Genomic DNA, 13130 nt, shown 5'->3' with positions numbered 1-13130 from the left:
TCAAAATTCAAAGAGCGATTTTAAAGGTCAAACCTTTAATTTGAGTGAATTTGCAAATATATTTTATAGTGGCTCCGACGAGCTATCTCAAAAAAATAGTGTTTATAGCCGTTTTTCAGGTCGATACAAAAAAGATGAAAAAAATACCGAGGAAATAGGAAGAATTATAAAATCAGTTATCTTCGGCTTAAAAAATGAAAATTAAAATTGTTTATGATAATAGATCGCAAGAAGGATTCAAATCAAGCTGGGGATTTTCTTGTTTAGTTGAAACCAAAAATAAAGTTTTGTTTGATACAGGTGCAAATTCTGAAACATTACTTTATAATATGAACCAGTTAAAAATAAATCCTGAAGAAATAGAGATTGTTGTTCTGTCACATTCACACTGGGATCATACTGGTGGATTAGAAGGATTTCTAAAATCAAATAGGAATAAAGCAATAGTGTATCAACCAAAAGCTTTCTCGGAAACAACTGAAATTTGTGAAGATATTTATTCAACAGGAGCTTTAGGCGGTTTTTTTAGTATAGCAGAACAATCCTTGGTAGTAAAAACAGAAAAAGAAAATATTGTTGTAACCGGATGTGCTCATCCTGGTTTAGAGAATATAATTGATAGAGCAAGCAAGTTAGGAAAAATCTATGGTGTATTGGGCGGATTCCATGGATTTTCAAAATTAGATAAACTTGAAGTGATTAAATTTATTGCTCCATGCCATTGTACTCAACGAATAGAAGAAATAAAGATCAGGTATCCTGAAAACTTTAGAGAAGTGAAAGCAGGTACTGTAATTGAAATTTGAGGGAGAGATAATGCGGGTAATAGGTATTGTTGGTTTTCAAGGAAGTGGGAAAACATATCTGGGGGTAGAAATAGCAAAAGAGCTAACTTCCAGAGGCTACAAGGTGTCAGCGGTAAAGCACACTCGCGGAGTATTAGATTTCCCAAAAAAGGATACCACGCAGTACAAGAAATACTGTGAACAAGTAATTGCTGTTTCCAGGACCGAAACAGTAAAATTTTTCAAGAATGGGCAAAATTTGGAAGCTATAGTTCAATTACTTAAATCTGATTTCGTTATTATTGAGGGTTTTAAAGAAAATAAAACGTTCCCTAGAATTATTTGTCTGAGAGAAAGTAGAGAAGAATATTCTGATGATTTACAAATTGCAACTATCATAAAGGACAAATTAACACAAAAGAAAATAAAAGAACTTTGTAATTTAATAGAGAAAAAAGCATTTAAATTGCCGGGATTGAATTGCAGAAAATGTGGTTTTAGTTCGTGCTATGGCCTTGCTAAAGAGATTGTTAAAGGTAAAAAGACAGTTGAAGATTGCCAGTCGATGAAAGAAGAAATCTCAGTTCTTATAAATGGTCAAAGAATTTTTCTAAACCCATTCGTAGGTAAAATCTTCAAAGGAACCATTCAATGCTTTCTGAATAATTTACGAGGATTTAAAAGTGGTGAAGTTGAAATAAAAATAAAATAAGAGGAGTTTATATTCTTATTGTTTGCCTAGATAGGAAAAAGAGAATCTCTATTGGTCAATTAGGATTAATAAATTTCCCGAGAGGAGTATATTTTTAAGTAGGTTCAGCTCAAAATAGTTTGGAGTCAAGAATAAATAGACATTTAAGGAAGAAGAAAAGATTTTTTTGGCATATTGATTATTTTCTTAAATTTGCTAAAATTCTAGATGTGATAATCGCAGAAACTTCTAAAAGAACTACAGAATGCAAAATTGCTAAAGCTTTAGCTAATAGATTTAATTCTGTTAACAAATTTGGTTCAAGTGATTGTCAATGTAATAGCCATCTATTTTTTAAGGAAATAGAATAATGAGCATTAAAAAGGTAGTAATAATTGGTGGGGGGATAGCAGGGAGAAATGTTGTAAGGGAGCTTTTAAGAAAAAACTATCCCGGGGAGATTTATCTTATAAGAAAAGAAACCCATCCCAGTTATTCTCCTTGCGGTATTCCTTTTGTTATCTCTGGAGAGATTCCAAGTATGGAGGATATACTTTTCCCCAATCTGGATAATAGATTTAAAAATAAAGGTGTTAATATTTTATCTGGTGCTGTTGTAGAGAAGATAGATTTAGAAGGTAAGAATATAAGGACTGAAAAAGACCGACTCCATTATGATATCTTAGTTATTGCCACTGGAAGAAAGCCTAACATCCCTCCCATACCGGGAAGAGATTTAAAAGAAGTATATACATTGATTAACTACGAAGATGGTTTGAAGTTGTATGAAAAATTGGAAGGTGTAAAAAAGGCAACTATTATTGGTGGTGGATTTATTGGCATGGAAGTCGCGGCTGCTTTTATAAAAAGAGGTATTTTGACAACAGTAGTTGAAATTAAGGAAAACATACTCCCTGATTTAGTGGATTCGGATGTGGCAGATATTGTAAAGAAAAATCTCACTGAAAAAGGAGCAAAAATTATTACTGGATGTGGAGTCTCCAGGATAAACGGAACAAACAAAGTGGAATCTGTTAGTGTAAATGGAAATTCGCTGGAGATTGATACTGACCTGGTTCTGATTTCAACAGGAGTTAAACCTGAGGTGGAGATTGCCAGAAAAGCAGGTATTGAAATAGGAAAATTTGGAGGGATAGTTACAGATACTAAACAACATGTTAAAACAGGGAATAAATTTTTGAGTAATGTATATGCCCTTGGTGATTGTGTTCAGATAAAGAATAAAATAACTGGAATGCATGGCTTGAGCCCATTAGTAGAAGCCGCCATTATTCAGGCAAAAGTAATTGCGGATGATATAAGTAGTACTAAAGTGAACCTTGATGGTTTCCTATCTTCAGGTATTACAATTATCGGGGATTTGCAGGTTGGCTCTGTAGGTTTGACTTCCAAGGTAGCAAAAGAAGCCGGAATTTCACCCAAAATAATTAAGGCTAGCGGGTATTCAAAAGAAGCATATTTCCCATCTAATGAGATAGTAGATTTAAAATTGCTGATATATGAAGATTGTTTAATAGGTGCCCAGGTAGTATCTAAAAACGACATAAAAGGAATTTTAGACTACATAACCGTTCTAATTGCTCAAAAAATAGAACTTAAAACTATTTACTATCATGCCAGAAGCTATACTCCAGGGCTCTCTTCTTCTCCGGATGTTTTCAGAAGAGCGCTTGAAGAATTATTTTGACCCTGAAAATTTTAAATATCCCGGAGGTTGAAAATGTCGCAAGAAATATCCGTTTTGATTGCTTTTTTAGGCGGAATAGCATCTTTTTTTTCGCCTTGCATTTTGCCATTGGTGCCGGTTTATCTTACTTTTATTACCGGTTTGTCAATAAATAATTTGAAAGATGCAAAAGACCCAAAAAAAATTTCTGGAGAAATTGCATTTTTTATTTTAGGGTTTTCATTCGTTTTTGTTGCGCTGGGCGCTTCAGCCGGCACAATAGGCAGTATCATTTTCAGAAACCAAAAATTATTGAAACTACTGGGCGGTATAGTGATTATTTTGTTTGCGTTTCATATCATCGGGCTTATAAAAATAAAACAACTGGAATACGAAAAAAAACTGCACCTGAAAAATAAGCCGATGAATATTTTCGGCTCTTTCATAGTAGGTGTGGTATTCGCTATCGGCTGGACACCTTGCATAGGTCCGATACTGGCTTCCATATTGATGGTCGCAGCAACTCGCGAAACAATGCTTGGTGGTGTGGTATTATTGTGCTGCTATTCGCTGGGATTATCCCTGCCGTTTATCGCAATCGCCTTGGCGATAAATAAGGTTTTGGGTTTGTTTGATAAGATAAAAAAATATTTCGGGGTTATATCCGTCTGTAGTGCAATAGTGCTGATTGCTGCGGGCGTGTTGCTTATAGTTGAAAGTTTTCAGAATGGAAGAAAAAAAACGGAATACTCGGAAGAAAAATACACATCTCATTTTGAAATAGAAAGCAAATGTAAACCCTTAAAGGAACCATCTGATGTTCAAAACAAACCGTCTCATCCAATACTAAAAAAATGGGGGAATGCGCCTGATTTTACTTTGCCAATGCTGAATGGTAAAAATTTAACGCTTTCTGATTTTGCTGGAAAAATAATAATACTGGATTTCTGGGCGACTTGGTGCCCGCCCTGCAAAGCAGAAATTCCGTTTTTTGTAGAATTACAGAATGAATACAAAGAAAAATTGGTTATCGTGGGCGTTTGCTTGGATAGAGGCGACATGGATGATGTCAAAAAATTTATACAAAAAATGCAGGTGAATTATCCAATAGTTGTAGGTGACAGAAAAATAGTTGAAGATTACGGCGGGATATCCGGTATCCCGACCACTTTTATTATTGACACAAATGGCGATATAAAAGAAACCATCGTCGGTTATCGTCCTAAAGAGATATTTGAGAACAAAATCAAAACCTTGTTAAAATTATGAATAGTATTTTTGATATTCACTTCAAGGAGTATGACGGCTGGTATGAAAGGCACAGGTTCGCTTATTTGTCCGAATTAAAAGCGCTGAAAAAAGTAACTCCACATAAAGGAAAAGGACTTGAAATTGGCGTCGGAACGGCCAGGTTCGCAGTGCCGCTTAAAATAAAATACGGCATAGACCCATCAAAAAATATGCTTAAAATAGCGAAAAAACGCGGGATAAAAACATTTCTCGGGAAAGGCGAAAAATTGCCGTTCGCTGATAAAAGTTTTGATTTCGTTTTGATAGCGATTACTATATGTTTTGTGGATAATCCGGAAAAAGTGATAGCAGAATCATATAGAGTGCTGAAATCTCACGGAAAAATAATCGTCGGTATCGTTGACAGAAACAGTTTTTTGGGCAGATTTTATCTGAAAGAAAAAAAGCAGGGACACAGATTTTATAAGTATGCGAATTTTTTTTCTACCGAAGAAATCAAAAAAATGTTAAAAAAGTATAACTTTATGGAAATTGCTGTTTTCCAGACGGTTTTTCAACTGCCTGAAAATATGAAAAGAATAGAAAAACCAAAAACCGGTTTCGGGCGAGGCGGTTTTACCGTGATAACCGGAAAAAAGAAAAACTGATTATGTTCAGACAAATCGTTAAAGAATTGAAGAATCATGCGCCTTTTACATTTTTTGGCACGCTCACCGGGATAATTATTATGCTGTTTTCCTTAAAATTGCACTATCAGGTTTCGTATAATATCTTTTATATACTTCATCCCTTGCATGTATTTTTAAGCGCGTTGGTTACCGCCGCTATGTATGAACTTCATAAATGCGACCGTATCAGTGCCAAATGCATAAAAGGTCAGTGTAACCTTTGGATATTACTTATAATTGGTTATGTGGGTTCTGTAGGCATTGCTACAATCAGCGATTCAATTATTCCTTACATAGGAGAAATTTTGCTTAAAATGCCAAGAAGAGAAATACATTTAGGATTCGTTGAGAAATGGTGGCTGGTAAACCCGATGGCTTTAGCAGGGATAATTGTCGCTATTTTTTTGCCGAAGACAAAATTCCCACACGCAGGACATGTATTATTAAGCACATGGGCTTCTTTGTTTCATATCATAATGGCAGTGGGCGTAACTCTAAGTTTATTTTCATATTTTATAATTCCGGTGTTTCTGTTTCTTGCGGTTTGGATACCTTGTTGCGTAAGTGATATTGTCTTTCCTTTGCTTTTCGTTAAAGATGATAAATAATTGATGATGTGAAACCGTAAATACACGCGGAGACACGGAGTGTCATTCCTAAATGGTTCTATTGGGAATCCATTAAAGACATAGATTCCCCCGATGGACATCGGGGGAATGACATTTCTGTGTTTATCTGTAGTTATTACAAAATGGTTTTATGAAAAATTCAAACCGAATATTGAGGTCAATCATATCCACGCTGGACGGTAATTATCCAGTAAAAGAGGTGAGATGCGGTATCCACTGGACGGCGGTCAACAGCAAAAATTGCGGGCTCGCTTCTTCTATGTCGTGGGAAACTTGCCGTCGTGAACAGTCGGTCAAGGATATAGGTTCGCTGACGAAAAAAAACGCCGATGCCATGGCGGAGTATTCATTTCCGGGAAATCCGACAGAAGCGTCAATCGGTGTGGCTGCGATAAATTCTTTGATTGAGGTTGATGTTTCGCGATGCGTTGAACTTAATGCAAGTCAGTATCTGCTTGAAAAAGGCAAAGGCGAAAATATAAGCATCGTCGGTTATTTCCCTTTTGTTGATGAGTTGAAATCGGCAACTGCAAATTTGTGGATTATTGAAAAAAGAAAAGAATTCGGTGCGGAGCCGGAGGAATCGGCGGAAAAATTTCTTCCGATGTCGGATATTGTAGCGATATCGGGTACAACGCTTATAAATCATACTCTGGAAAGGTTGCTTTCTTTGTGTCGGAAAAAAAGCATCAAAATACTCCTCGGCGGCAGCACCCCCCTTTCTCCGGTTTTTTTTGATTACGGAGTTGATATAATAGCCGGTTGTAAAATTATAGGAGGTGAACATGCCTATTTATACCTATATTTGTAAGGATTGCGGGCAGAATTTTGAGTTGCTTGTAGGAATGAATGACAGCGACAAAGGATTAAAATGCGAAAAATGTGGTAGCAGGAATATCCAGCGGACAATCGCTTCTTTCAATACAGGTGTTGCTAGCAGTTCTTCATCTGCACCATCCTGTCCTACCTGCTCGTCAGGGACTTGCAACTTATAACCATGGTTATTATGATACCGTTGAAAAAGTCATCAACGGTATTGATTACAACGATTATGAACAACGATGTTCAGCGATTTACCGATGAGAATTTATCGCTGTAATCGGTGTTTTCATCTCCGTAATCAGAGTCAGAAGATTATATGTATCCGAAAAAAATAAAGCATATTTATGGTCCAGTCCCATCAAGACGGTTGGGTTTTTCGCTGGGGCTTGACCTCGTCCCATATAAAGTATGCAGTTTTGATTGCGTCTATTGTCAACTCGGAAAAACGACATTGCATACGATTAAAAGAAAAGCGTATATTGATTACAGGGAAATCGTCCAAGAGTTGAAAGATGTATTGAAACAGGGAAAAAAGATTGACTACATAACTATTTCCGGCTCGGGTGAGCCTACTCTGAATATTGAAATCGGGGAACTGATTCGCTCAATAAAAAAAATAACTTCCATTCCGGTAGCGGTTTTGACAAATTCAAGTTTGTTCCCTGACCCGGTTTTAAGAAATCAACTTTTGCCGAGCAATTTGGTAGTTCCATCTTTGGATGCGGTCAGTCCGCATATTTTTAGAAAAATAAACCGTCCGCATAGTTCGGTAAGAATCAATGAAATCATAGACGGTCTCATAAAATTCAGAAAAATATACAAAGGAAAAATATGGCTTGAAGTAATGCTTGTCAAGGGGATAAACGACGGACTGAAAGAGATAAAAAAAATAAAAGAAGCAGTATTAAGAATCAAGCCAGATAAAATCCATCTTAATCTACCGGTCCGCCCACCTCAGGAAAAAAACATATTTCCTCCATCGGAGAAAAAACTTGCACAAATAAAAAAGATATTCGGCAAAAAAGCAGAAATCATTTATTTGAAAAAAACGGGTAAAAAACAAAAACATATAACAATTACCGAAAAAGAAATTTACGAACTTATAAAAAGAAGACCCATAACTTTAACGGATATCTGTAATTCGCTTGGCTTAAAGAAAAACGAAGCAATAAAATATACCCAGATGCTTATAAGTGATGAATCGGTTGGTATGAAATTTTACCGCGGTCAAAGGTATTTTATCCCGAAATGAAAATAAAAATTGTTGCCGAGGCGTCTACAACTATGCAGAGGCTTTTTGTCGGCTGGGGTGTCTCGTTTTTGGTCGGCGACGATTTGCTTTTTGATACTTTTTCAAGCGAGAAAATTTTAGCAAGCAATTTTAAAAAATTAACTGAGGATGTAAAAAAGTTAAAATATGTGGTTCTCTCCCACGAACACTGGGACCACATCGGCGGATTACGGTATGTTTTAAAGAACAATCCCGATGTAAAAGTTTTTATCTGCCCCAATTTCAGTCAAAACTTAAAAGAAAAAATAAAAAAATATGATGTAGAAGTCATTGAAATGAAGAATTTTGCAGAAATCAAGCGTGGTATTTTTACAACAGGCGAAATCATGGGTGAATACAATGCTAAACCAATGCCCGAGCAATCTTTAATTATTAGAAATAATAAAATTTCAATAATTACCGGCTGTTCGCATCCGGGAATAATCGCTATTATTAAGAAAGTTAAACAAGTTTTCTCCGAACCGGTTGGTCTGGTTTTAGGCGGGTTTCACCTTCACGATAAACTAGAGTTTGAAGTGCAACAAATTGCAAGGGAATTCAGGGATTTGGGTGTGGAAAAAATAGCGCCGTGCCATTGCACCGGTGCGTTGGCAAAAGAAGTTTTCAGAAAAGAATACGGGGGAAACTTCGTGGAAATAAAAACAGGGGTAATTTTATGACGGCTCTTTCCGTAGAAAGGTTATTTAAGGAACAGGTCAAACCGGTTTTAGGCTGCACCGAGCCGTCGTCAGTTGCTCTCGCGGTAAGCGCTGCGTTTAATATATTAAAGGAAAAATCCGGTGCCGCACCGCGGGATATAGAAAAGATAGTTCTTACATTGGATAAATATGTTTTCAGAAATGCTTTAGCAGTTGGTATCCCGAGGACAAATGGCTCTTACGGTATTGAAACCGCCGCCTCCGTCGGGGTCTTCTGCAAACCGGGTTTACAGTTAAAACTTTTTTCCTCGTTTGATAGAAAAAATATTCCTGCTGCCCGTCAACTTACTAAAAAAATAAAAATTAAAGTTTTGCCGTTGGAGGAAATTTACATAAAATCCGAAATAACTGCCGGAAATAATACCGCCTCCGCTGTCGTTGAAAAAACGCATATCGGAATTTCCTCAATTAAGTTTAACAAGCAAACGGTTTTTAAGAATACGGTTCTAAAGAAAAATACTTTCAGCGAAGAAATGAAAAAAATTGCTTTTGCAAGTTTGAGTGAAATCATTGAAACTGCAAAAAAAATTAAACCACAAGAAAAAAACATAATAAAAAATTTAATCGCTACAAATTGGCATGCCGCAGAATACGGAATTAGCAAAAAATGCGGTCTGTCGGTCGGGCAAGTGTTAAAAACGATTACGGGACAAAAAACGGTTATTGATTATACACAGGTGATGACTGCTGCTGCCTGTGATGTTCGGATGATCGGCGAGAATGTGGAAATAATGTCCGTTTGCGGCTCCGGGAACCAGGGGATAATGTGTTCCGTGCCGCTCGTTGCCGTTGCGAAAAAACTTAATATCCCGCAGAAAAAAGTTATTGAAGCGGTAACCGTTTCCATTCTGGTAGAGTGTAAACTTACATATTTACAAGGGTATCTTACTTCTCTGTGCGGTGCGGTTACGAAAGCCGGTTTTGCCGCCGTTGCCGGATTATCTTACCTGCTCGGTGCATCCGTTGAGAAAATAGAAAATGCTATGAAAATTTTCGCTGCTGATATAACGGGTATTGTTTGTGACGGCGCCAAGCCATCCTGTGCCTTGAAACTTGCTTCTTCTTCAGCATCTGCCGTTAAAAGTGCTTTGTTTTCCGTAAATGGTGTCTCAATCCACGGCAACCAGGGTATAATAATAAAAAGCGACTTCAACTCTACATTAAAAAATGTTGCAGGATTGAAAATGCAATTAAACTGAACAGTAGCAGGCGACTTTTAGTCGCCGTAAATCGTGCTCTGATTTATTGGAACACAGCTACCGAAGTCTACCGGGAGTTTTAACTCAGCAACGCTTCAGAGACTGCCCGACAATTGTAGTTGCTCCGAGTAAAATCGGAGTTTAGCACCCAAGGCGAACCAAAGGCTCGCAACTCAAATGCCTACCTCGTTTTAGAAAAATATAAAAAATAAAAAAAACTATTGACAAATTTTTAACTATTTGTTATAATTGTAATTGAGACGCAATCTCAAATAGAAATGGGGCGGATATGGTAAACGATTACCTCGTTGTTTTCCGAGAATATCTAAGAAAAAACGGGTTGAGGTTCACCCCTGAAAGAAAAGCGATATTAGAAGGTGTATTTGCCCTGCATAAGCATTTTGATGTGGATGAACTTTACGAAAAATTGCATTATCGGCATAGACACATTTCCCGTGCTTCCATCTATAGAACACTGCCGTTTTTAGTAAAAAGCGGTTTAATCAAGGAAACACTTCGCTGTCAGGGAAGAAGCAATTATGAGCATATTTTTGGTCATAAGCACCATGACCATTTAGTATGTCTGAAATGCGGAAAGGTAGTTGAATTTGTAAATGACGAGATTGAAAAATTGCAGAATGATGTTTGTAAAGAATATAACTTTCAGCCGGTTGAGCATCGTTTAGGAATCAGAGGTTATTGCAAAGAATGTCGCAGTAGTAAAGACCGAAGAAAAATAAAATAATTTTTTTTTCATATTTAATTGAGATTGCGTCTCAATTACAATTGAATATGGAAAAATAAGCGACTGCGCGAGCGGAGCTTCTAAATCAATGTAAAAATAAAAATATAAAATATAAATACTTAACCGGACAACCAGAGGTATTAAAAGGAGACGAATATGATGTTATGTGGAAAAAAATTGGTAGTTATGTTAGTCGGAATTATGGTTTCGGGATTGATTCAAATGTCAATGGCTCAGCAAGAAGAAAAATCTTTAGAACTTGAATCGGATGAAATTAAAGATAAAGGTGCACGCTCTCTTTTTGATGCGTTGGAAGGCATTCCCGGAGTGAGAGTAGAGCAGCAGTGTTCTTACTGTAATTTTTCGGTTCTGAGAATATAGGGATTGTCCGCAGGCCATGTCCAGGTGCTTATTGACGGTCAGCCCGTTTATTCAGGTCTTGCCGGGGTTTATGGATTAGACCAAGTGCCTGCCGGTAACATAGAGAGAATAGAAATTGTCAAAGGTGCGGGTTCTGCCCTCTATGGTTCATCCGCAATTGCCGGGGTTATCAATATAATTACCAAAAAACCCGGCAAAAAACCGGAGATAACTCTCACTACCGAATTCGGAGCGCATAACAGGAACCGTTATAGTATGGAAGCATCGTTCAAATCAGGCAATAGAGATGTTATACTGACAGCCCAGAAAAATACAAGCGATGCAATAAATGAGGAAGATAAAAACGATGCGGAGGATTTGCCGGCTGTTTATACGGATGCCGTTAAAGCCGACGATGTTGCAACCGGTGTAAGAATAAACTGGTACGATTTATCCGGCAACGACCAATTGAATTTTAACGGGCGGACTTTGAATGAACTCCGTGTCGGCGGCAATCTGACAGATGATAGTTATGAAAATCCGTTTTCTGCATCTGCTGAAAATATTGCAACCCAGCGGTATGAAGCGGGAATCGGATACAGCAAAACATTTGACAATGACAGTATGTTTTCCACCAATTTAAGTTTTGCTCAACATCATCGCAGTGCCACCAATGATTCTTTTCTCAGTGATTATGAAGGAATTCACGGAACAGTGCCGCCTGTGAATGAAATGAAACCCTATATTGCCGACGAGCAGTTGTATGTGAGCGATATAAATTATGCCTATCCGTTATTAAAATCGCATCGTTTTTTGACAGGTGTACAGTATTCTTATAATCGTTTGGAAGAATCCGGCAAGTATTGTATCGTAGACAATACCGACCCCGATTACGGAAAGACATATTTGTCCGAAAGCGAGAAACATGCCGATGAAATCGGTCTCTATTTGCAGGACGAGGTTTCATTAAGAGATAATTTGGAACTGGTTGTGGGCGGAAGATATGATATTCATAAATCAAAGGATAGTTTTGGCGGCAGCGGTGATATCAAGTTTGCCAAAGAAAAGATTGAACTTGAATATGATGAAAATGCATTTAATCCGAGGGCAGCATTGAAATATAAACCTTCTTCAAATGTAGTATTAAGAACCAGCGTGGGAACAGGTTTTCGGGTTCCGTACGGTTTCAGCGAGGATTTACATCTTTGCAGCGGTTCACCGAGGGTTTATAAAGGCGTTGATTTAAGGCCGGAAAAATCAATAAGTACGAATTTTGGTGTGGATTACAATGCCGAAAAATACGGTTTGAATATAAGTGTTTTTCGCACAACCCTTCGTGATAAAATTGATTTCGGTGACGCCGGTAATGCCGCAAAAGCACTTAATTACACATATCAATGGCAGAATGTCGGTGATGCATATACGCAAGGTATGGAATTCGGTTCAAGATTCACGCCCGTATCCGATATTGATTTGGATTTCAATTTATCTTATACGGATGCTCAATATGATGATGAACGGCAGGACTGGGTGGTTAATCATCCCGAATTTGCCGATGAGAGCAAATACATACCGCGAGTCCCAAGTATTACAGGCGGCATCAAGTTGGATTACAACCCGGGTGATTGGAAAATGATTCTGGACAATATTTAGACGGGTAGAATGTATATTGATTACTGTAAGGATGAAGATATAACGGCTGCGGAATCAAAAATTAAGTATACCGATGGCTTCTGGGTAGTTAATACAAAACTTTCAAGAAGTTTTCCGGCCGCAGGTCTTACTTTATTTGCCGGTGCAAAAAATTTGTTTGATTATATCCAGCCCGAAAAACATCATGATGATACTGCCTTTATGTGGGCTCCGTTTATCAGTCGGATTATCTATGGCGGTGCGGAGGTAAAGTTCTAAATTTTGGAAAAGGGTTCCTCAAATTTTAGAAATTCCGGTGCGAGTTGATAACAATGATTAAAAAAATTACTTATCTGCTGATTTTTTTATTTTCTTTTTCAGTTCTTATGGCTCATAATAAAAATGAGTTTGAAAAGTTGAACGAACTCAAAGAGAAATTGAGACAGGAAAAAATAGCACGAGTCAACGATAAAATAGCCAGTTACAACAGAGTAAAGGTTTTGGAAATGAAAGTGTATTCTCTGGAAGACCGGCTTGTAGAAATAAAAATGAGTGTGCCAAGAAAGTTCCTTAAATTCTTGTCGGTGGAAGTCCGAACTGGATAAAGGGTAGCGACCAGTCCAACACCAAATCCCACAGTTAATAAGGCAACGAACTAACTGATGCTGGGAT

Annotated in this window: 18 protein-coding genes; all 18 read left to right on the top strand. The window is 37.4% G+C overall.

Annotated elements, in window-relative coordinates; all coding sequences use genetic code 11:
- On the top strand, window positions 1-205 hold a 205-nt coding region (locus AB1349_10185; protein MEW6557707.1), incomplete at its 5' end, for a hypothetical protein.
- On the top strand, window positions 195-806 hold the full coding sequence (locus AB1349_10180; protein ID MEW6557706.1) for an MBL fold metallo-hydrolase: 612 nt from the start codon (window positions 195-197) through the stop codon (window positions 804-806). The genes AB1349_10185 and AB1349_10180, both read left to right, overlap by 11 nt.
- Entirely contained in the window at window positions 796-1497 is a 702-nt protein-coding gene (locus AB1349_10175) for a molybdopterin-guanine dinucleotide biosynthesis protein MobB (GenBank protein MEW6557705.1), read from the top strand. The genes AB1349_10180 and AB1349_10175 overlap by 11 nt, the downstream gene beginning before the upstream one ends.
- A 119-nt stretch (window positions 1498-1616) precedes the next feature.
- Complete coding sequence (locus AB1349_10170; GenBank protein ID MEW6557704.1) at window positions 1617-1847, top strand: DUF123 domain-containing protein; 231 nt, start codon at window positions 1617-1619, stop codon at window positions 1845-1847.
- Entirely contained in the window at window positions 1847-3184 is a 1338-nt protein-coding gene (locus AB1349_10165) for an FAD-dependent oxidoreductase (GenBank protein MEW6557703.1), read from the top strand. The genes AB1349_10170 and AB1349_10165 overlap by 1 nt, the downstream gene beginning before the upstream one ends.
- 33 nt (window positions 3185-3217) lie before the next feature.
- Entirely contained in the window at window positions 3218-4432 is a 1215-nt protein-coding gene (locus tag AB1349_10160) for a cytochrome c biogenesis protein/redoxin (protein ID MEW6557702.1), read from the top strand.
- Window positions 4429-5061, top strand: coding sequence for a class I SAM-dependent methyltransferase (locus tag AB1349_10155; protein ID MEW6557701.1), 633 nt, complete (start codon window positions 4429-4431; stop codon window positions 5059-5061). Before AB1349_10160 ends, AB1349_10155 begins: the two co-directional genes overlap by 4 nt.
- Before the next feature lie 2 nt (window positions 5062-5063).
- A complete protein-coding gene (locus AB1349_10150) occupies window positions 5064-5690 on the top strand; it encodes a hypothetical protein (GenBank protein MEW6557700.1) in 627 nt (208 codons plus the stop codon).
- A gap of 151 nt (window positions 5691-5841) precedes the next feature.
- Window positions 5842-6522 carry a DUF364 domain-containing protein gene (locus AB1349_10145; GenBank protein MEW6557699.1) on the top strand — a complete coding sequence of 227 codons (681 nt, stop codon included), beginning with the start codon at window positions 5842-5844 and terminating at the stop codon, window positions 6520-6522.
- Window positions 6497-6706: a zinc ribbon domain-containing protein gene (locus AB1349_10140; protein MEW6557698.1), complete on the top strand. Its 210-nt coding sequence runs from the start codon at window positions 6497-6499 to the stop codon at window positions 6704-6706. Before AB1349_10145 ends, AB1349_10140 begins: the two co-directional genes overlap by 26 nt.
- Window positions 6707-6849: 143 nt before the next feature.
- Complete coding sequence (locus AB1349_10135) at window positions 6850-7785, top strand: radical SAM protein (protein ID MEW6557697.1); 936 nt, start codon at window positions 6850-6852, stop codon at window positions 7783-7785.
- Window positions 7782-8483, top strand: a complete 702-nt coding sequence (locus AB1349_10130; GenBank protein MEW6557696.1) for an MBL fold metallo-hydrolase — start codon at window positions 7782-7784, stop codon at window positions 8481-8483. Before AB1349_10135 ends, AB1349_10130 begins: the two co-directional genes overlap by 4 nt.
- Entirely contained in the window at window positions 8480-9721 is a 1242-nt protein-coding gene (locus AB1349_10125) for an L-serine ammonia-lyase, iron-sulfur-dependent, subunit alpha (GenBank protein MEW6557695.1), read from the top strand. Before AB1349_10130 ends, AB1349_10125 begins: the two co-directional genes overlap by 4 nt.
- Before the next feature lie 289 nt (window positions 9722-10010).
- Entirely contained in the window at window positions 10011-10466 is a 456-nt protein-coding gene (locus AB1349_10120; GenBank protein ID MEW6557694.1) for a Fur family transcriptional regulator, read from the top strand.
- Between the two features lie 156 nt (window positions 10467-10622).
- Window positions 10623-10847 carry a hypothetical protein gene (locus AB1349_10115; GenBank protein MEW6557693.1) on the top strand — a complete coding sequence of 75 codons (225 nt, stop codon included), beginning with the start codon at window positions 10623-10625 and terminating at the stop codon, window positions 10845-10847.
- Between the two features lie 3 nt (window positions 10848-10850).
- The gene (locus tag AB1349_10110; GenBank protein MEW6557692.1) at window positions 10851-12479 is read left to right on the top strand and encodes a TonB-dependent receptor; all 1629 of its coding nucleotides are present in this window, start codon (window positions 10851-10853) and stop codon (window positions 12477-12479) included.
- Between the two features lie 9 nt (window positions 12480-12488).
- Complete coding sequence (locus AB1349_10105; GenBank protein MEW6557691.1) at window positions 12489-12737, top strand: hypothetical protein; 249 nt, start codon at window positions 12489-12491, stop codon at window positions 12735-12737.
- Window positions 12738-12790: 53 nt separating this feature from the next.
- The gene (locus tag AB1349_10100; GenBank protein MEW6557690.1) at window positions 12791-13063 is read left to right on the top strand and encodes a hypothetical protein; all 273 of its coding nucleotides are present in this window, start codon (window positions 12791-12793) and stop codon (window positions 13061-13063) included.
- The last annotated feature ends 67 nt before the right edge of the window (window positions 13064-13130 follow it).

It is taken from the genome of Elusimicrobiota bacterium (genome assembly GCA_040757695.1).
Taxonomy (GTDB): Bacteria; Elusimicrobiota; UBA8919; order UBA8919; family UBA8919; genus JBFLWK01.
This window is presented reverse-complemented; position numbering and strand designations above follow the sequence as displayed.

Excerpts from the sequence above, each read along its gene's own strand:
- AB1349_10180 (MEW6557706.1), top strand. The coding sequence starts at position 195 with ATGAAAATTAAAATTGTTTATGATAATAGATCGCAAGAAGGATTCAAA.
- AB1349_10165 (MEW6557703.1), top strand. The coding sequence starts at position 1,847 with ATGAGCATTAAAAAGGTAGTAATAATTGGTGGGGGGATAGCAGGGAGA.
- AB1349_10160 (MEW6557702.1), top strand. The coding sequence starts at position 3,218 with ATGTCGCAAGAAATATCCGTTTTGATTGCTTTTTTAGGCGGAATAGCA.
- AB1349_10155 (MEW6557701.1), top strand. The coding sequence starts at position 4,429 with ATGAATAGTATTTTTGATATTCACTTCAAGGAGTATGACGGCTGGTAT.
- AB1349_10150 (MEW6557700.1), top strand. The coding sequence starts at position 5,064 with ATGTTCAGACAAATCGTTAAAGAATTGAAGAATCATGCGCCTTTTACA.
- AB1349_10145 (MEW6557699.1), top strand. The coding sequence starts at position 5,842 with ATGAAAAATTCAAACCGAATATTGAGGTCAATCATATCCACGCTGGAC.
- AB1349_10140 (MEW6557698.1), top strand. The coding sequence starts at position 6,497 with ATGCCTATTTATACCTATATTTGTAAGGATTGCGGGCAGAATTTTGAG.
- AB1349_10135 (MEW6557697.1), top strand. The coding sequence starts at position 6,850 with ATGTATCCGAAAAAAATAAAGCATATTTATGGTCCAGTCCCATCAAGA.
- AB1349_10130 (MEW6557696.1), top strand. The coding sequence starts at position 7,782 with ATGAAAATAAAAATTGTTGCCGAGGCGTCTACAACTATGCAGAGGCTT.
- AB1349_10125 (MEW6557695.1), top strand. The coding sequence starts at position 8,480 with ATGACGGCTCTTTCCGTAGAAAGGTTATTTAAGGAACAGGTCAAACCG.
- AB1349_10120 (MEW6557694.1), top strand. The coding sequence starts at position 10,011 with ATGGTAAACGATTACCTCGTTGTTTTCCGAGAATATCTAAGAAAAAAC.
- AB1349_10115 (MEW6557693.1), top strand. The coding sequence starts at position 10,623 with ATGATGTTATGTGGAAAAAAATTGGTAGTTATGTTAGTCGGAATTATG.
- AB1349_10105 (MEW6557691.1), top strand. The coding sequence starts at position 12,489 with ATGTATATTGATTACTGTAAGGATGAAGATATAACGGCTGCGGAATCA.
- AB1349_10100 (MEW6557690.1), top strand. The coding sequence starts at position 12,791 with ATGATTAAAAAAATTACTTATCTGCTGATTTTTTTATTTTCTTTTTCA.